This window comes from Paraneptunicella aestuarii (assembly GCF_019900845.1).
Classification (GTDB): Bacteria; Pseudomonadota; Gammaproteobacteria; order Enterobacterales; family Alteromonadaceae; genus Paraneptunicella; species Paraneptunicella aestuarii.
On record NZ_CP074570.1, the window covers coordinates 24721 to 47427 of the forward strand.

Annotated in this window: 13 protein-coding genes, 3 rRNA genes and 1 CRISPR repeat array; of the genes, 11 read left to right on the forward strand and 5 right to left on the reverse strand. The window is 44.2% G+C overall.

Annotated features, from left to right (window positions below; translation table 11 throughout):
* The first annotated feature begins 82 nt into the window (after window positions 1–82).
* The 6 genes from dprA to aroE are packed head-to-tail and all read left to right on the forward strand — an operon-like array spanning window position 83 to window position 4711.
* Window positions 83–1231 (forward strand): DNA-processing protein DprA, encoded by a 1149-nt coding sequence (gene dprA / locus KIH87_RS00100; RefSeq protein ID WP_232359515.1) that lies wholly within the window; start codon window positions 83–85, stop codon window positions 1229–1231.
* A 4-nt stretch (window positions 1232–1235) separates the two neighbouring features.
* The gene (locus KIH87_RS00105; protein WP_232359516.1) at window positions 1236–1712 is read left to right on the forward strand and encodes a DUF494 family protein; all 477 of its coding nucleotides are present in this window, start codon (window positions 1236–1238) and stop codon (window positions 1710–1712) included.
* Window positions 1713–1772: 60 nt separating this feature from the next.
* Window positions 1773–2342 carry a DNA topoisomerase family protein gene (locus tag KIH87_RS00110; RefSeq protein WP_232359517.1) on the forward strand — a complete coding sequence of 190 codons (570 nt, stop codon included), beginning with the start codon at window positions 1773–1775 and terminating at the stop codon, window positions 2340–2342.
* 57 nt (window positions 2343–2399) lie between these two features.
* A complete protein-coding gene (locus KIH87_RS00115) occupies window positions 2400–2960 on the forward strand; it encodes a Sua5/YciO/YrdC/YwlC family protein (protein WP_232359518.1) in 561 nt (186 codons plus the stop codon).
* Entirely contained in the window at window positions 2961–3890 is a 930-nt protein-coding gene (gene hemF / locus KIH87_RS00120; protein ID WP_232359519.1) for an oxygen-dependent coproporphyrinogen oxidase, read from the forward strand.
* 2 nt (window positions 3891–3892) lie between these two features.
* The gene (gene aroE / locus KIH87_RS00125; protein WP_232359520.1) at window positions 3893–4711 is read left to right on the forward strand and encodes a shikimate dehydrogenase; all 819 of its coding nucleotides are present in this window, start codon (window positions 3893–3895) and stop codon (window positions 4709–4711) included.
* A gap of 48 nt (window positions 4712–4759) precedes the next feature.
* Here aroE and KIH87_RS00130 read toward each other — a convergent pair whose 3' ends face one another.
* Window positions 4760–5299, reverse strand: coding sequence for a gamma carbonic anhydrase family protein (locus KIH87_RS00130; protein WP_232359521.1), 540 nt, complete (start codon window positions 5297–5299; stop codon window positions 4760–4762).
* A gap of 494 nt (window positions 5300–5793) precedes the next feature.
* On the opposite strand from KIH87_RS00130, the gene KIH87_RS00135 reads away from it, so the two are divergent.
* The 4 genes from KIH87_RS00135 to KIH87_RS00150 all read left to right on the forward strand — a co-directional run bounded on the left by KIH87_RS00135 (window position 5794) and on the right by KIH87_RS00150 (window position 12012).
* Window positions 5794–7327, forward strand: a 16S ribosomal RNA gene (locus KIH87_RS00135).
* Window positions 7328–7605: 278 nt separating this feature from the next.
* Window positions 7606–10480: ribosomal RNA gene (locus KIH87_RS00140) — 23S ribosomal RNA — on the forward strand.
* 142 nt (window positions 10481–10622) lie between these two features.
* Window positions 10623–10738: ribosomal RNA gene (rrf, locus tag KIH87_RS00145) — 5S ribosomal RNA — on the forward strand.
* Together the 16S, 23S and 5S rRNA genes form the textbook arrangement of a ribosomal RNA operon.
* Before the next feature lie 244 nt (window positions 10739–10982).
* Window positions 10983–12012 (forward strand): IS630 family transposase gene (locus KIH87_RS00150; RefSeq protein ID WP_232359522.1). Its coding sequence is split into 2 segments (ribosomal slippage): window positions 10983–11435 and window positions 11437–12012, totalling 1029 coding nucleotides; the frame shifts between segments, so codons are not numbered across the junction.
* Between the two features lie 207 nt (window positions 12013–12219).
* Window positions 12220–13233: a CRISPR direct-repeat array (repeat unit 32 nt; unit sequence GTCGCACCCTACGCGGGTGCGTGGATTGAAAC).
* Window positions 13234–13455: 222 nt separating this feature from the next.
* Here KIH87_RS00150 and KIH87_RS00155 read toward each other — a convergent pair.
* From KIH87_RS00155 to KIH87_RS00170, 4 genes are all read right to left on the reverse strand, one after another.
* Entirely contained in the window at window positions 13456–15603 is a 2148-nt protein-coding gene (locus tag KIH87_RS00155) for a peptidase domain-containing ABC transporter (RefSeq protein WP_232359523.1), read from the reverse strand.
* A complete protein-coding gene (locus KIH87_RS00160; RefSeq protein ID WP_232359524.1) occupies window positions 15604–16797 on the reverse strand; it encodes an HlyD family secretion protein in 1194 nt (397 codons plus the stop codon). It lies immediately after the preceding gene.
* Window positions 16798–16802: 5 nt separating this feature from the next.
* Entirely contained in the window at window positions 16803–17900 is a 1098-nt protein-coding gene (locus KIH87_RS00165; RefSeq protein WP_232359525.1) for an MvdC/MvdD family ATP grasp protein, read from the reverse strand.
* Window positions 17901–18005: 105 nt separating this feature from the next.
* The gene (locus tag KIH87_RS00170; RefSeq protein WP_232359526.1) at window positions 18006–18158 is read right to left on the reverse strand and encodes a hypothetical protein; all 153 of its coding nucleotides are present in this window, start codon (window positions 18156–18158) and stop codon (window positions 18006–18008) included.
* 615 nt (window positions 18159–18773) lie between these two features.
* On the opposite strand from KIH87_RS00170, the gene KIH87_RS00175 reads away from it, so the two are divergent.
* A complete protein-coding gene (locus KIH87_RS00175; protein WP_232359527.1) occupies window positions 18774–22682 on the forward strand; it encodes a two-component regulator propeller domain-containing protein in 3909 nt (1302 codons plus the stop codon).
* Window positions 22683–22707 lie beyond the last annotated feature (25 nt).

Genomic DNA, 22707 nt, shown 5'->3' on the forward strand with positions numbered 1-22707 from the left:
AGCGCTATCAGAAGAGAGGTAGTAGAGCGATCGTTTCCAATTAAAAATTGATTTTTATTCATGCCATAGGGAGGTGGCAACGATGTTCGATTCATCTATTCATTTATTTCCTTATCATCCTCATCGCTTTTATGAGGAGCTTCGTCATTGGCTAACGCTAGCCATGATCCCGAACTTTGGTTTTGCCAGCTTAAAAAATCTGGCCGCTTTTTGTCAGCATGATCTGCAAACTCTGATGTCGATGGATAGAAAGAGTTTATCTCGGGTCGGATTTGATGAATCTCAGATACAAAGCTTTCTTCATCCACCAGAAAATTTACTCACAAAAGCCTTCCAATGGCTTGAAAATAATAAATTCAACTACATCTTACCCATTAACAGCCCAGATTATCCTGAGTTGCTGAGAGAAATCTCATCACCACCATTGTTGCTCTTTGTGCATGGAGACAAAATAAGTCTGCATGAGCCTCAGATAGCTATTGTGGGTAGTCGAAATCCAAGTGAAGCAGGCAAACAGCATGGCTTCAGATTTGCAAAAGAACTTGCAGGTAAAGGGTGGACTATTACCAGTGGTTTAGCGTTGGGTATTGATGGCTTTGCCCATAAAGGTGCAATTGCTCAGGAATCGAAGACTATTGCAGTATTGGGATCTGGAGTTGATGTTATCTATCCCAAACGGCATAGGAAACTGGCAGATGAATTGCTGGAACAAGGTGGCTGTTTGGTCTCTGAGTTTTTACCGGGAACGGCTCCAGTCGCGGAGCATTTTCCACGGCGTAACCGTATCGTTAGTGGGTTATCGCTAGGTACTTTGGTCGTTGAGGCGGCAATAAAAAGTGGTTCTTTGATAACGGCTTACTATGCTTTACAACAGAACCGAGAGGTTTTTGCTATACCGGGAAATATCAATAACCCGTTGGCAAAAGGTTGTCATCAACTTATTAAGCAAGGTGCCAAGTTAGTCGAACAAGTCTCTGACATACATGAGGAATTTTCCGACATAGTAAATGTCAGAGTATTAGACGAACAAAAAAACCTGCAAAAAAGTGTGTTAGAGAGCTTGGCAACAGGCGGATTGTTAGATAGTGTTGACTATGATACCACGTCGGTTGATCTGGTAGCACAACGCAGCGGGCTCCCAGTATCAGTGGTGCTAACACAATTATTAGAATACGAGTTGCGTGGACTAGTAGCCTCTGTTCCAGGAGGTTACATTAAATTAGGGGACTAGAAATATGTTTGACATCCTCATGTATCTTTTTGAGAACTTTATCCATAACGAAATGGAGTTCCGTGTAGATCAGGATGAACTAACTGAAGAGTTAATTCGTGCCGGTTTCCATCATGATGAGATCTATAAAGCTCTTGAGTGGTTGGAAAAGCTGGCTGAACTACAAGAAAGTGATATTAACCCCTATTTAACCAAAGGCCCGGCTGCCCGGGTGATGAGAATATACACTCCAGAAGAAGAAATTCGTTTGGATGTGGAATGTCGTGGCTTTCTGATGTTTCTGGAACAGGTCAATGTACTGGATTCCACAACCAGAGAAATGGTTATCGACAGAGTGATGGAAATTGATTCCACAGAGTTTTGTCTGGAAGATTTGAAATGGGTCGTTCTGATGGTGCTATTCAATGTACCAGGCAAAGAGAATGCCTATGCTCAGATGGAAGACTTGTTATTTGAAATGCCAGAAGGCCCGTTACACTAAGTCTGATATCTTTCTTAACGTAGTGGTTGATTCTGGCAGCGTTGACCAAAAGGTGTAACCTTGTCAAAAATTGACCACTCATTATTTTCCGGTTCCAAAGAGGCGCTAAAGGAAGCCTATGGTCAATGCCCAGAGTGTAATGGCGAACTGGGTATTAAACGAGGCAAAAATGGCGCTTTTATTGGATGCCTCAACTACCCTGCCTGCGAATATAAAAAGCCCTTAAGCAATCTGCCTGTTACTGAAGTAATCAAAGAAATCGAAGGTTCTACTTGTCCTGAATGCGGTGCAACGCTAGTGATCAAGAAAGGTCGCTATGGGCTGTTTATCGGGTGCACACATTTTCCTGAATGCCATCACCATGAACCTATTAACAAGACTGATGATACTCAGTTGCCGTGTCCGTCTTGTGGCAAAGGGCATTTGGTCAGCCGAACCAATAAATTTGGTAAGAATTTCTATGCCTGCAATGCTTATCCAAAATGTAAGTATGTATTGAATCACCCTCCGGTTGCTCACCCCTGTCCTGAATGCAATTGGCCGATAATGATAGAGAAAAAGTCAGGCTCGCAGAAAGTGTTGGAGTGCCCACAGAGGAATTGCCATCATAAAGTGGTTATCACAGAGTAATTGTTCAAGTTAAACTAGCGGTAATTTTCAAACTAAACAGACATCTTCATATTTATCATGTTAGCAACAGAATCTAAGCAACTTGGCGCATTATTTCATCAAGGTCAAGTTTTCGCTTACCCCACAGAGGCCGTTTTTGGACTGGGTTGCGATCCTCTCAACGAACAAGCAGTAAATCGTCTTTTAGAATTAAAACAACGACCCGTTGAAAAGGGGCTCATATTAGTCGCCGATACATGGGAGCGAGTTGCAGATTATGTGGATATTCAACAGCTATCCGAATCACAATTAAAAGACGTTCTCGCCACTTGGCCTGGATTCATTACATGGTTGTTACCTCGATCAGATAAGGCCCCTGAGTGGATCACTGGCGGCTCGCCATTAATTGCCATTCGAGTTTCTGCCCATCCTGTTGTACAAGCAATTTGTGCCAGCGTGCAAAGCACTTTGGTATCGACCAGTGCTAATTTAACCGGACAGGATGCAATTAAAAATCGCCAGCAACTCGAGCAGGTTTTTCAGGACAAAGTGGTTTATATTGACGGCGAATTAGGTGGTGCAGAAAAACCAAGCCAAATCCGTAATGCCCTTGATGGACAAATCATAAGAGGAAACTAAGTGTCTACTATCAACATCGAAGAAATCAAAGCTTACCTGTTGGGATTACAACAACAGATTTGTCAGAAACTGGAAGAAGTAGACGGTGTTGCTAAATTTGAAACCGACGAATGGCAGCGAGAACAAGGCGGTGGTGGAGTGTCGCGTGTGCTTCGTGGCGGTGCGGTATTTGAACAAGGCGGTGTTAACTTTTCTCATGTGTTCGGTGGCGAATTACCCCCTTCCGCGACAGCTTCCCGTCCGGAATTAGCCGGTAGAAGCTTTCAGGCGATGGGCGTGTCATTGGTAATTCATCCCAATAACCCTCATGTGCCAACTTCTCACGCCAATGTGCGTTTCTTCATTGCTGAAAAGCCGGGTGAAGATCCTGTGTGGTGGTTTGGCGGTGGCTTTGATCTCACTCCGTTTTATCCTCGTTTGGAAGATGCACAACATTGGCATCAGGTTGCTAAAGACCTGTGTGAACCATTTGGTGAATCGGTTTATCAGGAATATAAAGATTGGTGCGACAAGTATTTCTTCCTGAAACACCGTAATGAAACACGCGGAGTCGGCGGTTTATTCTTTGATGACTTGAATCATTGGGAATTTGAGAAGTGCTTCGGATTTATGCAAGCTGTGGGGCAAGGCTACCTTGATGCCTATGTTCCAATTGTAGAAAAACGCAAAGATACGCCTTTCACTGAACAAGAGCGCGAGTTCCAGCTTTATCGTCGTGGTCGTTATGTTGAATTTAACTTGTTATACGATCGTGGCACCTTGTTCGGTATTCAAAGTGGCGGAAGAACTGAATCTATCTTAATGTCGATGCCGCCATTGGCTCGTTGGGAATATGATTATCAACCCGACGAAAGTTCAAAAGAAGCGGTTCTTTATAAGTCTTTCTTAAAACCAAGAGATTGGTTGTCTATGCAAGAGAGTGAGTTGTAGTTGTGGAAGACAGATATGTCGTATTCGGTAATCCGGTAAAGCACAGTTTGTCTCCTCGCATACATAAGATGTTCGCCGAGCAGACAAAGCAGAAAATAGAATATGAACGTTTTCTGGTTGAAGAAGACTTTCCCGGAAAATCGAAGAATTTTTTTCTAGCTGGCGGCAAAGGTGCGAATGTCACCCTGCCTTATAAAGAAGAAGCGTTTAAATTAGCTGATAGCTTGTCGGAAAGAGCGCAAGCCGCAGGTGCAGTGAATACGCTTATATATAAAGAAGGAAAAATCCTCGGTGATAATACCGACGGTGCAGGCTTAGTGAATGATTTGGAAAGCCAGCTGGGATCTTTAAAAGATAAACGTATTTTACTACTTGGCGCTGGTGGTGCTGCGAAAGGCGTGATCATTCCGTTGTTTAATGCTGGTATTGCGTCATTACACATTGCCAATCGAACAGAAAGTAAAGCGCACGATATCGCTGTTCGCTTTGCTAATTACGGAAAGATTGCAGCTTCTGGCTATGATGATATTCCGAATGACATCTTCGACGTTATTATCAACAGTACATCATCGAGTATTAGTGGCGATGTTCCGGCAATTAATACCGACTTGTTTTTCAATGCTCAATTAGCCTATGACATGTTCTACCAGAAAGAGCCGACATCATTTATGGTATTTGCTTCTCGACATAACGCAGATATTAAAGTCAGTGATGGATTAGGTATGTTGGTAGGCCAAGCTGCTGAAAGCTTCTTTTTATGGAGAGGTGTTAAGCCTGACATTAAGCCTGTTATTCGCAAGCTTAAAGCTGAAATGGCGTGATCACCTGAAACAAGGTTTCCACGCCTGTTTAGTTCTTTCGTTTTTTATTTAACCTTGGCTTTCAGCGATGTAATCATCTTTAAGGGCAACGTAGTTTAAGGATGATTGTGCCAGAAAGTGAATTTCTTCATCGGTAAGCGCTCGTTTCTTTTGACAAGGATTACCTACATATAAATGACCGGGTTCTAGTTTCTTGTTTGGTGGAACTAAAGAACCAGCCCCAATAATAATGTCATCACCGACTTCTGCACCGTCCATAATGATGGCACCCATGCCCACTAATATACGATCTCCCAGTATGCATCCGTGCAACATACACTTGTGCCCAATTGTCACGTCGTTGCCAATAATAAGAGGAAAACCATTAGGATACTTTTTACTTATACGGGTTACATGAAGTACCGTTCCGTCTTGTACATTAGTGCGATCGCCGATAGTAATTTTATTCACGTCACCGCGAGCAGCGGTTAATGGCCAAAAGCTTACATCGTCGCCACAGGTAATATCACCAACAACCACTGCAGATTCATCTACATAACACTCTTTACCGAAAACAGGTGTAATACCTTTATAAGAACGAACTGTCATTTTTCTTCCAATTACATCATTTAATCAGGCCATTATTTAACTATCTCTGTACATGTAAATTAATAAGAGATTAGCCCCTGGCACATATATTACGCGACTTAGGGAGTTAAAACTGTATAAAAAAAGCATTAATTGCCGCATAAAACAGCAAACACATAAATATTAAAGTTTTTTTAAAAATAAGTGTTGACCCAAAAAAGAATGGCTGTATTATTCGCGGCCTCGCTGAGACGAACAGCAGAAAACAGAGCAAATAGCCCTGACAATACGCTGGAAAAAAGGATGTCCGTCTTCAGAAAATCATCAAGGAAAAAAGTTAAATAAAAACGCTTGACAGATGATACGAATGACGTAGAATGCGCGTCCGCTTCGAGGGGTTCTCAGTCAAGGCTGAGAGGGTCTTCGAAAGCAACTGTTCTTTAACAATTCAATAAGACAATCTGTGTGGGCACTCGTTAGAAGAGTGCTAACCAAAAATTTATTATTTCGATATTTAATTGAAGAGTTTGATCATGGCTCAGATTGAACGCTGGCGGCAGGCCTAACACATGCAAGTCGAACGGTAGCAGGAAGAGCTTGCTCTTTGCTGACGAGTGGCGGACGGGTGAGTAATGCTTAGGAATTTGCCTTTTGGAGGGGGACAACAGTTGGAAACGACTGCTAATACCGCATAATACCTGAGGGTCAAAGGGGGCTTTTAGCTCTCGCCAAAAGAGAAGCCTAAGTGAGATTAGCTAGTTGGTAGGGTAAAGGCCTACCAAGGCGACGATCTCTAGCTGTTCTGAGAGGAAGATCAGCCACACTGGGACTGAGACACGGCCCAGACTCCTACGGGAGGCAGCAGTGGGGAATATTGCACAATGGGGGAAACCCTGATGCAGCCATGCCGCGTGTGTGAAGAAGGCCTTCGGGTTGTAAAGCACTTTCAGTGGTGAGGAAAGGTTGGTAGTTAATACCTGCCAGCTGTGACGTTAACCACAGAAGAAGCACCGGCTAACTCCGTGCCAGCAGCCGCGGTAATACGGAGGGTGCGAGCGTTAATCGGAATTACTGGGCGTAAAGCGCACGCAGGCGGTTTGTTAAGCTAGATGTGAAAGCCCCGGGCTCAACCTGGGAGAGTCATTTAGAACTGGCAAACTAGAGTCGTTTAGAGGGGGGTGGAATTCCAGGTGTAGCGGTGAAATGCGTAGAGATCTGGAGGAACATCAGTGGCGAAGGCGGCCCCTGGAGATAGACTGACGCTCATGTGCGAAAGCGTGGGTAGCGAACAGGATTAGATACCCTGGTAGTCCACGCCGTAAACGCTGTCTACTAGCTGTGTGTTGTTTTATAACGATGCGTGGCGAAGCTAACGCGCTAAGTAGACCGCCTGGGGAGTACGGCCGCAAGGTTAAAACTCAAATGAATTGACGGGGGCCCGCACAAGCGGTGGAGCATGTGGTTTAATTCGATGCAACGCGAAGAACCTTACCATCCCTTGACATCCAGAGAATTTGGCAGAGATGCCTCAGTGCCTTCGGGAGCTCTGAGACAGGTGCTGCATGGCTGTCGTCAGCTCGTGTCGTGAGATGTTGGGTTAAGTCCCGCAACGAGCGCAACCCTTGTCCTTAGTTGCCAGCATTAAGTTGGGCACTCTAAGGAGACTGCCGGTGACAAACCGGAGGAAGGTGGGGACGACGTCAAGTCATCATGGCCCTTACGGGATGGGCTACACACGTGCTACAATGGTAGGTACAGAGGGAAGCCAAGCAGTGATGTGGAGCGGAACCCTTAAAGCCTATCGTAGTCCGGATTGGAGTCTGCAACTCGACTCCATGAAGTCGGAATCGCTAGTAATCGCAGGTCAGAATACTGCGGTGAATACGTTCCCGGGCCTTGTACACACCGCCCGTCACACCATGGGAGTGGGATGCAAAAGAAGTAGTTAGTCTAACCTTCGGGAGGGCGATTACCACTTTGTGTTTCATGACTGGGGTGAAGTCGTAACAAGGTAACCCTAGGGGAACCTGGGGTTGGATCACCTCCTTACGAAAAGTTAGTCTTTTTTGACTGAGTGTCCATACAGATTGTTTTATTGTGATTGTGAGACAAGGGTTAAGAGTCTTAACCTGATGAGTGCTTGTGCGCAAGTGCTGATTGGTTAAGGTTTTGCCTTAAATGTTCTTTAACAATGTGGAAAAGCTGAAAAATCATCAAGTAAGTATTAAAGAATTAGGGTTCTAGCAAATTAGATATCCTATCTGACAAGAAAGCGGCGAAGTCACAGCTTTATGACTCTGAATTACTTAGGTAATTTGGGGTTGTATGGTTAAGTGACAAAGCGTATACGGTGGATGCCTTGGCAGTTAGAGGCGATGAAGGACGTGTTAGTCTGCGATAAGCGTTGGTAAGTTGACAAAAAACGTTATAGCCAACGATCTCCGAATGGGGCAACCCAATCCTTAGGGATTATCTGCACCTGAATACATAGGGTGTAGAAGCAAACGAGGGGAACTGAAACATCTAAGTACCCTTAGGAAAAGAAATCAACCGAGATCCCCTTAGTAGCGGCGAGCGAACGGGGGTTAGCCGATGATGTGATGTTAGTGGAAGGAGTTGGAAAGCTCAGCGATACAGGGTGATAGCCCCGTACACGAAGACATCATATTCACATATTAAGTAGGTCGGGACACGTGTTATCTTGACTGAAGATGGGGGGACCATCCTCCAAGGCTAAATACTCCTAACTGACCGATAGTGAACAAGTACCGTGAGGGAAAGGCGAAAAGAACCCCGGCGAGGGGAGTGAAATAGAACCTGAAACCGTATACGTACAAGCAGTGGGAGCAGACTTGTTCTGTGACTGCGTACCTTTTGTATAATGGGTCAGCGACTTATATTCTGTAGCAAGGTTAACCGAATAGGGGAGCCGTAGCGAAAGCGAGTCTTAACTGGGCGCTTAGTTGCAGGGTATAGACCCGAAACCCGGTGATCTAGCCATGGGCAGGTTGAAGGTTGAGTAACATCAACTGGAGGACCGAACCCACTAATGTTGAAAAATTAGGGGATGACTTGTGGCTGGGGGTGAAAGGCCAATCAAACCGGGAGATAGCTGGTTCTCCCCGAAAGCTATTTAGGTAGCGCCTCGGACGAATACCACAGGGGGTAGAGCACTGTTTGGGCTAGGGGGTCATCCCGACTTACCAACCCCATGCAAACTCCGAATACCTGTGAGTACTATCCGGGAGACACACGGCGGGTGCTAACGTCCGTCGTGAAGAGGGAAACAACCCAGACCGCCAGCTAAGGTCCCAAAGTTATAGCTAAGTGGGAAACGATGTGGGAAGGCTAAGACAGCTAGGAGGTTGGCTTAGAAGCAGCCACCCTTTAAAGAAAGCGTAATAGCTCACTAGTCGAGTCGGCCTGCGCGGAAGATGTAACGGGGCTAAGCTATACACCGAAGCTGCGGCAGCATACTTGTATGCTGGGTAGGGGAGCGTTGTGTAAGCCGTTGAAGGTGAACTGAAAGGTTTGCTGGAGGTATCACAAGTGCGAATGCTGACATGAGTAACGACAATGGGGGTGAAAAACCCCCACGCCGGAAGACCAAGGTTTCCTGTCCCATGCTAATCAGGGCAGGGTGAGTCGGCCCCTAAGGCGAGGCAGAAATGCGTAGTCGATGGGAAACGGGTTAATATTCCCGTACTTGTATGTACAGTGAAGGGGGGACGGAGAAGGCTATGCAGGCATGGCGTTGGTTGTCCATGTGAAAGTGTGTAGGAAGAGAGTTTAGGCAAATCCGGACTCTTAATTCTGAGGCACGAGACGAGCTGCTACGGCAGTGAAGTTGCAGATGCCCTGCTTCCAGGAAAAGCCTCTAAACTTATGTGCATACAAACCGTACCCCAAACCGACACAGGTGGTCAGGTAGAGAATACTAAGGCGCTTGAGAGAACTCGGGTGAAGGAACTCGGCAAAATAGTACCGTAACTTCGGGAGAAGGTACGCCTTTGATTGTGATGAGACTTGCTCTCTAAGCGATTGGAGGTCGCAGTGACCAGGTGGCTGGGACTGTTTATTAAAAACACAGCACTGTGCTAACTCGAAAGAGGACGTATACGGTGTGACACCTGCCCGGTGCCGGAAGGTTAATTGATGGGGTTAGCGTAAGCGAAGCTCTTGATCGAAGCCCCGGTAAACGGCGGCCGTAACTATAACGGTCCTAAGGTAGCGAAATTCCTTGTCGGGTAAGTTCCGACCTGCACGAATGGTGTAACCATGGCCACGCTGTCTCCACCCGAGACTCAGTGAAATTGAAATCGCAGTGAAGATGCTGTGTACCCGCACCTAGACGGAAAGACCCCGTGAACCTTTACTACAGCTTGGCACTGGACATTGACCCTACATGTGTAGGATAGGTGGGAGGCTTTGAAGCACGTACGCCAGTATGTGTGGAGCCATCCTTGAAATACCACCCTTGTATGTTTGATGTCCTAACTTTGCCCCATTATCTGGGGTGAGGACAGTGCCTGGTGGGTAGTTTGACTGGGGCGGTCTCCTCCCAAAGCGTAACGGAGGAGCACGAAGGTTGGCTAATCACGGTTGGACATCGTGAGGTTAGTGCAATGGCATAAGCCAGCTTAACTGCGAGACAGACACGTCGAGCAGGTACGAAAGTAGGTCATAGTGATCCGGTGGCTCTGTATGGAAGGGCCATCGCTCAACGGATAAAAGGTACTCCGGGGATAACAGGCTGATACCGCCCAAGAGTTCATATCGACGGCGGTGTTTGGCACCTCGATGTCGGCTCATCACATCCTGGGGCTGAAGTCGGTCCCAAGGGTATGGCTGTTCGCCATTTAAAGTGGTACGCGAGCTGGGTTTAGAACGTCGTGAGACAGTTCGGTCCCTATCTGGTGTGGGCGTTGGATGATTGAGGGGGGCTGCTCCTAGTACGAGAGGACCGGAGTGGACGAACCGCTGGTGTTCGGGTTGTCATGCCAATGGCATTGCCCGGTAGCTATGTTCGGAATCGATAACCGCTGAAAGCATCTAAGCGGGAAGCGAGCCTCGAGATGAATCATCCCTGACGGTTTAACCGTCCTGAAGGGTTGTTGTAGACGACGACGTTGATAGGCAGGGTGTGGAAGCGTTGTAAGGCGTTAAGCTAACCTGTACTAATTGCCCGAGAGGCTTAACCATACAACCCCAAGTTGACTTAAGTAACGAATGTGAACGAGTAGCGCTTGGCGTTGGATGATGACTTCGCAAGTCTGATAGGATACTGATACTAGCGTCCTGATTCGAATTTGATGACAGCTTTTTTACATTGTGACAGTTTATGCCTGGCGGCAATAGCGGTACGGTACCACCTGAATCCATCTCGAACTCAGAAGTGAAACGTACTAGCGGCGATGGTAGTGTGGGGTTTCCCCATGTGAGAGTAGCACACTGCCAGGCTCCTAATTTAATAAAAAAGCCCTTGTCGAAAGACAGGGGCTTTTTTATTTAACTGTGTATCTGGATGCTACTCGAACGTAGTGACAAAAACGTCAGGAGCGTTTTTGAACATGCTTTAGCATGGCCCTTTAGGGCGAGGGCTGGGACTGCCCGAGTAAAGTAGCACACTGCCAGGCTCCTAATTATACCAATCCCATTAAAAGTATGATCTAATTAAGTCAGTGAAGACAAAACAGATAATTAGATGCTAAAAAAGATAGATTTCACAGCGCTTTCCAAAAAGGAAACTAACGCAGCTAAAAGGATCAGGTTACTAGCATTGGCTCATTACAGTGAAGGAATGAACAAAGCACAAATAGCTAGAACACTTAAGGTCAGCAGGGCAAGTGTAAATAAATGGGTAGCGGCTTTTCTGGATAAAGGAATTGATGGCCTGGATGCCAAATCTCCTCCCGGTCGTCCTGCATCGCTGTCATCAGAACAGATAAAAAAGCTATCTCGCTATATTGAATATCATAGTCGTTCTGATGTCGGGGGAAGACTGACGGGAGCCGATATCCAAGCCTGGATATCGAGCCATCTGAATGTGGATTATAAAATGTCCAACATTTACCGTCTCTTGCATCAATGGGGTTTTTCATGGATTTCCAGCCGTTCAAAACATCCAAAGCAATCGCAAAATGCTCAGGAAGAGTTTAAAAAAACTGGAGATTAATGTGATCAAACTTTGTCCAGGACATCTGTCTCTGAACAATGTTGATATCTGGTTTCAGGATGAAGCTCGCTTTGGTCAGCAAAATACCACCTCTCGTTTATGGGCGAGAACTGGCAGTCGCCCACGCGCAGTCAAACAGCAACAATTTGAATATGCCTATCTTTTCGGTGCTGTCTGTCCCGCAACCGGCGAAACAGAAGCGCTCATAACGCCGTGGGTCAACAAGGATGCAATGACATTGCACTTGAAACAGATTTCTGAACGTACTAAACCGGGGCGAATGGCTGTCGTCATCATGGATGGCGCAGGATGGCATACAGAGGACACGATCCAACAGTTTGATAATATTCGTATGCTAAAGCTTCCTCCCTACTCGCCGGAACTGAATCCGGTTGAACAGGTATGGAGTTGGCTTCGTCAGAACGCACTATCCAATCGCATATTTGAAGGGTATGAAGATATCGTGGATGCATGTAGTGACGCCTGGAATACATTTGTCAAAGATACCCATCGTGTTATCTCTTTATGCACCAGAAAATGGGCACAGTTAAATGGCTAGGTTTTTAATGGGATTGGTATTAGTCAATTACCGCTAACCTGCGGTGCTCATTAAAAACCCGGTAGATTAGCGGAAGGCTGCAAGCCTTTAACCACAAGACATTGAAGAAATCTCAGGACTGTTTTATTGTTTGCGTGTGGTGTTTTTGCAGAGGTTAGCGGAAATGCCACATTCAGCCCTTCTGTAATCAGTATCACAGAGGACGCTGTCGCACCCTACGCGGGTGCGTGGATTGAAACGTTGTTGTAGTAGGCTTGTGCTATGGCTTGTATAGTCGCACCCTACGCGGGTGCGTGGATTGAAACGCATTGGCATCAATCCCCGTGGCTGCTGCAAAAGTCGCACCCTACGCGGGTGCGTGGATTGAAACGTAAATCAGGCCATGCATGATTGCCCAAGCAATGTCGCACCCTACGCGGGTGCGTGGATTGAAACTCAGAACCGAAATGTACAGAGGGCACATTTATTACGTCGCACCCTACGCGGGTGCGTGGATTGAAACTTGTTCAATCAGGTCAAGTAATGTCCGGGTATCGTCGCACCCTACGCGGGTGCGTGGATTGAAACTTTAACCGCATATAGAGACTCTAAAAGCTCTCTGTCGCACCCTACGCGGGTGCGTGGATTGAAACCGTACCCCGGTTGCACACTAACGGTATGGGCTGGTCGCACCCTACGCGGGTGCGTGGATTGAAACTGACATGAGTTTAGAAACCAAATCAGGGTCAATGGTCGCACCCTACGCGGGTGCGTGGATTGAAACAAATCCTCTGGCCTCAATTGATGCATCGGTTAGAGTCGCACCCTACGCGGGTGCGTGGATTGAAACCCGGATGAACTCAAAAAGTTGAACATGGCGCGTGTCGCACCCTACGCGGGTGCGTGGATTGAAACAAGGAAAGGCATAATTTTTGGTGGAATGCTACATGTCGCACCCTACGCGGGTGCGTGGATTGAAACGCCCTGATTGGTAATAGCGGCAACCGCGCTAACAGTCGCACCCTACGCGGGTGCGTGGATTGAAACCGCTACTTCAAGAAATTTACAAACGTTACAGCGTCGCACCCTACGCGGGTGCGTGGATTGAAACAGCTTTTCGTCGCCAAAACGTTGAAGCAAAACCAGTCGCACCCTACGCGGGTGCGTGGATTGAAACTTCTACGAGTTGTTTTTTTACATCATCAAGATGGTCGCACCCTACGCGGGTGCGTGGATTGAAACCAGCTCGTCACTGCCATAGCAACAGGCTGGCTGGTCGCACCCTACGCGGGTGCTTGGATGACCGAGCTGAAAGCCCTCACCAGGAAAGGTTTAACGCTGGTAACTTTTAGACTTGAACTGGCATTTTACTCTCAGGATTACTGTTAGATGGATACCGGATAACGCGACACCTTTTCGGTATGACGAGTGTAGGGAGATTGGACTAAACAAGGAGCTAGATATTTAACTCATAATTAGTATGCCATTTTCATCGCTTAGCTCTTTGGATACCTTACTAATTCTTCCATTTTCTACCTGAATCACTTCGTCGGCATAAGATATTGTCTCTGGTCGGTGGGCTATGAATATTCTGGTTATCTCTAACTTTTTAAGATTCTCGTTTACCTGTTTCTCTGTATGTAAATCCAGATGTGATGTGCCTTCGTCGATAAATAGAATCTTGGGTCTTTTGTAAAGCGCTCTTGCGAGGAAAATTCTTTGTAATTGTCCACCGGAGAGTCCGTGTCCCATTTCACCGACAATGGTTTGGTAACCCATGGGCATTTGAATAATATCGTCATGAATGGCTGCACTTCTTGCTGCATTTTCTATTTCTTCCTGATTCGGTGCATCGTCATAGAAGGTAATGTTTTCAGCGATGCTCCCCCTTAGCATTTGATCTTCTTGAAGCACAACGGCAATTGAGTTTCTAAAGTCTCGCGTGTTTTGCGGAGTGAGCGTTGTTGCACCTATTTTTATTATTCCTGTGTCAGCATGAAGTATGCCTAAGAGTATTTTGAATAGTGTGGTTTTGCCTGCACCTGAAGGGCCAATAATCGCCGTGTTTTTCTTTGCTTTTATTTCTATATTGGCGTTATCAAAAATCCATGGCTCACCATCACCATACCTGAATGACAAATTAGAACAGGTAATGTTTGCGAGTTTGTCTGCTTCTGGTATGAGTTGGTCGGATGCAGGCTCTGGTTCGTGGGAAACGATTTCCTTTAACCTCTCAGTGTGAACTAGCACCATTTGGTATTCTGTCCATTTATCAACTACAGCTCTCGCCCTATCAGAAAAGTTTTGCCTTAAGCTGAGATAGGCGAACAACATACCGATTGAGAATGTTGAGTCTGAGATCATAAACACCGAAAAGTAGACGATTAAAATTGTTTCGACTGCTACTGACAACTGAAGAACCGCATCACTTTGAGTTTGCAATTTTCCGAGTTGCCATGACTTTGCCAGGCTATCAACAAAGGCATTCTCCCACTTGGCTTGTTGTGTCGATTCTTTGTTATAGAGCTTGATGCTGGAAACGGCGTTTAGAGTCTCTATGAAGGTGGATGATTCTTCTGCTTTGGTTTGCATTTCATCATGCGTTAGCTGTTTTTGCCTGGTCACAATGATGCGTTTGAAAATGAAATAGAGGCTTAGTCCGACCAAAGGGATAAGTGTGAGGTTAGCACTGTAATAAAGCATCAGTGCCAAAGAACCAATCACCATAATTCCATCAATAAATATTGAAGCAACTCCGGTTGTGAGCAGTTCTTTTATGGGTTCCAACGAGCTGATTCGGGATATGAAATCTCCGATATTACGCTTTTCAAAATAGGGAATAGGTAATTTAAGTAAGTGCGAAAGAATGTTTCTCGCCAATTGAAAGCTGAGAAGATATCCCATGTGTAAAAGAAGATATCCTCGTACTAATTGAGTAATAAAAGCGACAATAATCAGCGCCAATACCCCGAAAGTTATTGCATTTAATGTATCTATCGCATTTTGGGACACGAGCTCATCGATTGAAAATTGTATGAATAAGGGGAGCGCCAGACTGACCAATTGTAGTAAGAGCGAGTAGGAAATCACTTTCACTATGCCAGACTTTAATCCGTGAGCTTTCGTGAGAAGGTTGCTGATCCCAAATGATTCGCCCTTATTTTCTTTTACGAATTCGATCGTAGGTTCTAACTCGAGGATTATACCGGTGAATCTCTTGTCTGCTTCGCTCCAGCTTATATGGCGTTCTCCCATTGCGGGATCGATGATGATTAACTGATTGCCTTTTATGGCCTTCAAAACGACAAAGTGCTTTAAATCCCAATGTAATATTGCTGGCAAAGAAGCCTCTTCCAAATACTCGATTTCTGCTCTGAGTGGGCGTGCTGATAATCCAAGGCTGTGTGACAGCTCAATCAGGTTTTGTACTGTTAATCCTCGGTTCGATACTCTATGGCGAGTGCGTAGTGTTTCCAGACTGATATGTTTATTCCAATATCCACATATCATTGCCAGGCATGCTAAGCCACACTCTGCCGCTTCTGACTGATAAATTATCGGCAGTTGATTTATGTTTCCCCTGGCTTTGTTTAAGAGTGTTTGAATAGCCATTTAGAGAGCTTCCGAATTAAATAATTGGTGAAATAGGGGCTGTTCAGCAATGATGATCTTGATATTTACTCTCATACCATGAGTGAGTTTTAGTGAATCGTCGTAACTACCAACCTTTCCTCGATAAAACGAAGTTGGAATGCCTTCGGCAATACCTGAATATACAGAGCTCTGTTGTATGGATTCTGACGTGATATTAATTCTGGCAGGGTGCCATTTTTCTGATGATCTAATGCCTGGTAATTGAATCAGTGCGCTAACGGTTTTACCTAAAAGCGCTCTTGTATTTGGCGGTATCAGAGCTGTGATTTCTTGCTTTGGGGTTTCGGGGGTAATGGTGAATAGCCATTCATCCGGTTTTACATATTGCCCTTTCACTAGGTTTTGGTTGTAGGTTATTAGCCCAGACTGAGTCGCATAAAAGGTTTTGCTTAGTGACAAATATCGTTTGTGTAGCGATAGTGTTTTGTATTCTAAATCGCTCAGTTTTAATCGGTATTCTTCAATGGTTAAATCTCTTTCTGCACTCAATAACTCAGCCTTTAGCTGTGCCTGTTTGGCTTCATTAGCTGAACGTATCCGATGAATATCATATTCCATTGAATTTCGTAGCTCTCTTTCGTAGTCAATGCGGCTGATGGTGCCTGATGCGACTAATGTCGATACGTCTGATTGAACAGCGTCATGAGACTCCAGCATTTTTGTTCGAATGTCCTTAACCCTTTCCAGTTGTGACATTAATTGCGCTTGCTGACTTTGCGACAGCGTTAATTCTTTTAATTTTGCATTGAGTGCTGCTTCGAGTATTTCTTGTGTAGAAGTCAGGATTTGCTTTTCTTCATCCAACAGAGCCATTTCAGTGGCAAGTTGAACGAAATCTGTTGAGGAGTGAATCTCTAGTAGCTTGTCTCCTTCTTTCACGAGCTCCCCATCCTTGAAGAACTGTTTGGACATTATGCCTGGGTTAACACTTTTTATTTCAACAGATGGCTGCTCAGGCTGCACAATGCCTTCAACAATGACCGTGCGCTTGATTGGCACCAACAACACAACTAAGCACACAGCTAAAATGGCAACAATGCTGAAGAGCGCGAAGTATTTATATCCCTTTGGTTGCGGAATGAAGGATTCTCCATAAAAACTTTTATAGGCAGAATCCAGGCATTCTTGTCGGTACAACTGTTCTAAACTCATTGGTTTCAGGTTTCCAAATGAGCATGAAGTGCGTGGCTGTCTTCCATGAGCGAGCGATAATCTTCCGTTTGATAGTATTGCTCCAATGTTGCTGAGCTGTTCGAGCCATCCCATTTAAATTGCAGCGAAGCTGAGAGAACAAATTGGCAGAAAATATCGAGCAAGCGCATTTCTGGTAATGATTCCTCAATCCAAAGGAACTGACCCATGGGGTTTATCTCCAAAAAAATGAATGTGCCATCGGGTTTTAAAATTAAATCAATGGCGCTATAGGCAAGGCCGAGACTGTGGGTGAGGGAAATGCACTTTTGCACCATGTCGTCGGGTAGAGTAAAGGTTGAGAGTTCCGGTCTTTTGTCTTCCAGATCTCCAAGCCTCCAATCTATTTGCGATGATTCGTGAGATTGGGAATCTATGGCGACGGCTTGACAGGTTGAGCCCATTACAATGACTCTAAGTTCCAGCTTCTTGTTCTCGTAACTCTGGTAAATCGCCGGACAGCTTTGAATGTCTTCTTTACTGGTAAAGTCTGCGGAGGAAACTAAGGAAGAAAATACTTTCAGTGCGTAGTCCTTTATCCGCCAGTCCATGTAGGCCAAAGGCTTATAGATCACTTTATCGTTTTGACTTTCTATAAAGCTCAGCACTTCGTCGGCATCATTGCTGATCAGGGTTTTTGGCAGGTGGAACCCCAATTGCTGAGCCTTTTGAAGTTGGCTGATCTTATTTTCGGCATTCATCGCTGATGTATGGTTGTTGATCCAAAAGGCATTACCGTTGGCAACCGATAGAGCGCCATTTAATGTTTCTTCCAGATTTTTGTATGCGATGTGTCTATCGGTTTCTTCGTATTCTTTGCTGATCTTTTGCACATAAAAGCGGCGGGACCAAATCACATCAAAGTCTTTAAAATTAACGTTATTAGCGCCGTTAGAAAACACTTCCAATTCATTTTGATGGAGGTTGCTAATGGAAAGGGTTTGATGTTTGGGTATGTCAGAATTGACCCAAATCTTGCATTCTGTCTCGTAGTATTTTTGCAATGCCCATTTTACTGCATCTGCATGTAAGTCTTGTAAGATCGTTGATATCAGTACCTTCATGGTGTTATTCCGCTTTATTCAGTTGGGGTAGACGGGGTTTGCGACTGCAATTTTTATGGAGTAGAGGTTATGCAGGATTCCCTACATAACCTTTTCTAAAAAGGCTTAGTGAATTCTTTCGTATTTAGGCTCTATTCTGTCCGGCGTTATGGACGTACCAGCACCAACCATGTTGGACTCGTCCATCTTAAGTTGGCGAGCCAGTTTGCGACCCAGAAGAGTTTTCTTTTCTTTGTTGTCAGTTTTGATGTTTTTCATTTCAGATTTCCTTTAATAAATCTTATTCAACATAAGCATTCTTATCGCTTCAAATAACGGCCCCTTTCTATTGGACGTACGCCTATATTTGAGATCATTACTTGCGCGAAAGAGGCTATTACTACGATTAATTTTTTGTCTTGTTACGAGTAAAAATAATTAATCAAGTCTTCTTCAGGTTAATGTTTTTGCCTGAAGCGCTGAGAAAGTTAATCCGGAAAGAAAATTTCGAGTTATAAATAATGAGCCAGAAGCATTAAATATTGAGACATGTTGCTTGTTCAAACTCTATTTTTGATAGAGCAGGAAATGAAAAAGTGCTTGCAGATTCTATGTTGTGAGGGAACCTGAATTATTAAATGTTAGTAGACGGTATGTGATAAATTAGTTTACTTTTTTAGAAAATTTAAAAGCAGTAATCTTTCACAAATGCTTAGAATGTTGTTTGCCTTTGTATTCCTGGTCCTTTCTTCTTCCAAATCTTATTCCTACCCGTTAGAAAATAATTTTAGATTTAGTTCGTTTAATCATGAATGGTTTAATTTACCTGTTGGTGTTAATAATGTTGTTAAAGATAAGCAAGGATATTTGTGGCTTGCTCATGTTGGTGGTGTTGTGAAATTTGATGGATTTAAGATCCAGAGTTTCAAATCGATCCCTGGTGATCATAATTCACTCACCCATGATCTGGTTACTGATATGGGGATCGACAGGCAAGGTTTTATCTGGGTGAGTACGTCTCATGGATTAAATAGAATCGATCCAGCAAAAAATAAGTTCACTCGGTACTTGATTGATCCTGATAGTGCTGGGAGTTTGGCGGGAAAAACAATAAAAGCGCTCAGAATAAGGTCTGATGGTAAGTTGTGGCTGGTGACTTCTTTGGGATTGGTTCTATTCGATCCGGATCATCGAAGCTACCAATTTATTGAACAGATCATTCCTGAGTTAAATGAGTTTGAAGACGCTAAATGGATCGATATGGACGCTTCCGAGAATTTATGGGTTGCCACCAGAGATGGTGTTCTTTTTTATTTTGATCTCATCAACAACTCCTTCCTAAAGATTCCTTTGGTTGATGTTACGGAAAACGCCGTGGATTCCCGTATTGTTGAGGCTTTGGAAGTTGTGTCTGAAGGTAAGGTTTGGGTTGGCTTTCAAAATAATGGTGTGGCTATTTATGATGTCCGTACTCAAAAGGTTAAGCGCCTAAAATCAGATGGAACTGAAAACAGTATAATCAGTAACAGGATCACCAGTATTTTCGAGGATCACTGGGGACAAATTTGGATCGGCACTGACGGTGAAGGGGTTTCGGTGATCCGCAATGAGGAAATCCTTAACATTGCCCCGACAGGTGAAGATAAATCTAGCATTGCCAATGTTTTCATTAACGGTTTTTATCAAGATAATAATGGCAATATCTGGATTGCTACGTACGGTGCCGGGATTTACCTGTTAAGAGCCGATTTTATTCGTGTGGGTAACATTTCTAAAGCGTCCACAGACTGGAAACGAATGGAGCTGGGACGAATTTGGGGGCTTTCGGTTGATCGTTCTGGCAAGCTGTGGGTGGGAACAGATCAGCATGGCGCTTTGGCTTTCGATTTTGAAGGTGAAACGATCAATCAGTATTTTCATCGTGGATCTGACGCAAACAGTATTGGTCACAATCGGGTGATGGATGTATTGCAGACATCTAATGGAAATATATGGTTTTCAACTAATCGTGGATTAAGTGAACTCAATCCGGGTACTGGTCAGATGCATCGTTATTTCTACGAAACAGACAATAAGTTGCTATACAATATTTTTTCCCGGTTGTTTGAAGATAGTGAGGGAAACCTGTGGGTCTCGGTTCTTGGTGGAGGTTTGCTTCGTCGTTCACCATTCGGTGAGTTTACTCATTTCGCACATTCAGGTCTGGATGGAGATATTAGCCATAACTATGTTACCAGCATTACCGAAGACGATGAGAAAAGAGTCTGGATTGGCACTCAGAATGGTTTGAACTTGTTTAATCCTGAAACTGAGAAATTCCAGCATTATGAAACCGACTTTACTATTTGGTCTTTGGCTTATGATCCAGAGTATAAGAAACTTGTTATTGGCACTTCTGGTGGATTGGTGATTACGGATCCTTATGATCCAGTATTCACTTTTGTTAGTGGTACTACAGGTGTAAGCAATCCGTCGGTTTACTGTGTTTTGGTTGATAGGGGAAACTACTATGCCGCGTCGGGTCTTGCACTGAACAAGGTGAATCATCAAGGTGATATTGTAAGCACTTACTATTGGTATCAGGGTTTTCAAAAAGGCTATAATTTGAATTCCTGTACAAAAGATAATTCTGGAAATCTATATTTTGGTGGGGATGATGGTATTTCTTATTTTCATCCCGATAAGTTGGTTTTATCTAACTCTACGCCGCATGCAACGATTCAATCCCTAAAAGCTTATGAGTCCAGTACATCGGGCTATACAAAGTTGGTGAACACCGCAGATCTGATGTCTTTACCTCATACATTCAATGATTTGAAAATAAACTTCAGCGGGTCATTTTTTGAAGATATTGAAGGGTTACGTTTTAGATACCGATTACTTGGCTTGAATCCTGATTGGGTGGTATACGCGAGTGATTCTGCTAGTGAGCTTGTAGGCTTAGGGCCTGAACATTTTAGTATTTATTCAAATTTGAGCCCGGGACTATACCAATTCGATGTGCAGTATTTCCATTCTAATGGTGGGGAATCGGATGTTGTATCTCTGAAGTTCCAGATACTGCCACCCTGGTGGAGAACTCCAGTCGCTTATGTTGGCTATGTGCTAGTGGCATTTTTTCTGATTTGGATGGTTATTAACTGGCGAACCCGGTCTTTATTGAGAACTCAGGTAAAGCTGGAAAGTATAGTGAGAAGCAGAACCGAGGAATTGCAAACTCTAGCCAATAAAGCCACATTACTGGCGAAACAGAAAGATCACTTGTTTGCTAATGTTTCCCATGATTTTAAAACGCCCCTTACTCTTATACTTAGCCCGATAGAACAATTGATTGAAAAAGACACCAGTTCTGAGAGGGTCAAGCAATATAACCTGATTAGAAACAACGCTCTTAATTTACAAGAGCTCATTGATCAGGTGTTGGAATTGTCTCGTATTGATTCACAAGAGTCTTTGAAGTGGTCAAAAGTGAAAGTACAGGAAGTCATTAAAGAAGTGGTCTTTGCGTTTAAAGAACATGCCGCAAGGAAAGATATTTTGTTGCGGTATGAGTTTGTGAATGATTGTTCCACTATTTACCTTGGTGTTTTCGAAGGTTCGTTGTACAGGATCCTGTTTAATCTGGTTTCCAATGCAATCAAATACAGTCCGGCGAATTCTCAAGTGGATATGATGATAGAAGCTAGGGCTGAGGACGTAGTTTTTATTGTTCGTGATGAGGGCATTGGATTTAGTGAAGAAGAAGCAAAACGTATAACGGATAGGTTTCTTCGACTGGATGCTGCCAAGGCGTTTGATGTTAAGGGAACGGGTCTTGGCCTCGCTATTGTAAGAGAGCTGGTGGAAATAAATGGCGGTAACTTAGACATAAAAAGCGAAGTTAATAAGGGAAGCTGCTTTACTGTGTCATTACCTTTATCGAATAAGCTTGCGTCGCAAGGTTTGTTACTGAATTCAGATGAAGTGAATATTGAGGCGGTTAGCTATAGCCGTTCCGATTCAAACAGTGTTGAACTGCAACATTCAAAAGCTCTGCTCCTCATCATCGAAGACAATATCGATATGGCTGAATTCCTGTGTGAATCGTTTGCTGATGACTATGAGTGTTTACATTGTGCGGATGGTACTCAGGGACTTATTGCTGCGAAGGAGAAGCAGCCAGATCTTATCTTGAGTGATGTCATGATGCCCGGCATCGATGGTTATCATGTTGCAAGAACATTGCGAGAACAGGAGGAAACCAGCCATATTCCCATCATTATGCTAACAGCCAAAGGCGATACGGATAGTCGAATTCAAGGTTGGCAGTCTATGGTTGACGATTATGTTGCCAAGCCTTTTGTGTTAAAGGAGCTGCGTTTAAGAATTCAAAATTTATTGGAAATTCGGCGTTTATTGAAACAGAAACTGGCATCCAATATCGGTTCGTTGAAGTTTTTTGATGTGCCTGAATTTTCTTCTATGTCGAGTAAGGATCAACTTTTCCTCAAACGTTTTGAGCAGGTTATGGAAGAGCGTTATCAGGATTGTGAGTTTAAACGAGAAATGGCTGCGTCTTTGCTTGCCGTTTCTGAGCGGCAATTAAATCGAAAACTGGCGGCGTTATGTGATCACAATTTTGCTCAATATCTCAGGAAGTTCAGATTACGAAAGTCATTAGGTTTGGTGAATAAGGGACTGCTGGTAGCAGAGGTTAGTGATAAGGTTGGATTTTCTAACGCTACCTATTTTTCATCTTGTTTTAAGGAAGAGTTTGGCGTCTCTTTCCGTGAGTTTGAGAATCTGAGGGAAAAGAACGGATAAAACCAAGTATTTAAAAAATTATTTT

Bases quoted from the DNA above. Each gene is read 5' to 3' on its own strand.
- KIH87_RS00165 (WP_232359525.1), bottom strand. From the start codon at position 17,900: ATGAAGGTACTGATATCAACGATCTTACAAGACTTACATGCAGATGCA.
- KIH87_RS00105 (WP_232359516.1), top strand. From the start codon at position 1,236: ATGTTTGACATCCTCATGTATCTTTTTGAGAACTTTATCCATAACGAA.
- KIH87_RS00130 (WP_232359521.1), bottom strand. From the start codon at position 5,299: ATGACAGTTCGTTCTTATAAAGGTATTACACCTGTTTTCGGTAAAGAG.
- KIH87_RS00170 (WP_232359526.1), bottom strand. From the start codon at position 18,158: ATGAAAAACATCAAAACTGACAACAAAGAAAAGAAAACTCTTCTGGGT.
- KIH87_RS00155 (WP_232359523.1), bottom strand. From the start codon at position 15,603: ATGGCTATTCAAACACTCTTAAACAAAGCCAGGGGAAACATAAATCAA.
- KIH87_RS00115 (WP_232359518.1), top strand. From the start codon at position 2,400: ATGTTAGCAACAGAATCTAAGCAACTTGGCGCATTATTTCATCAAGGT.
- dprA (WP_232359515.1), top strand. From the start codon at position 83: ATGTTCGATTCATCTATTCATTTATTTCCTTATCATCCTCATCGCTTT.
- KIH87_RS00160 (WP_232359524.1), bottom strand. From the start codon at position 16,797: ATGAGTTTAGAACAGTTGTACCGACAAGAATGCCTGGATTCTGCCTAT.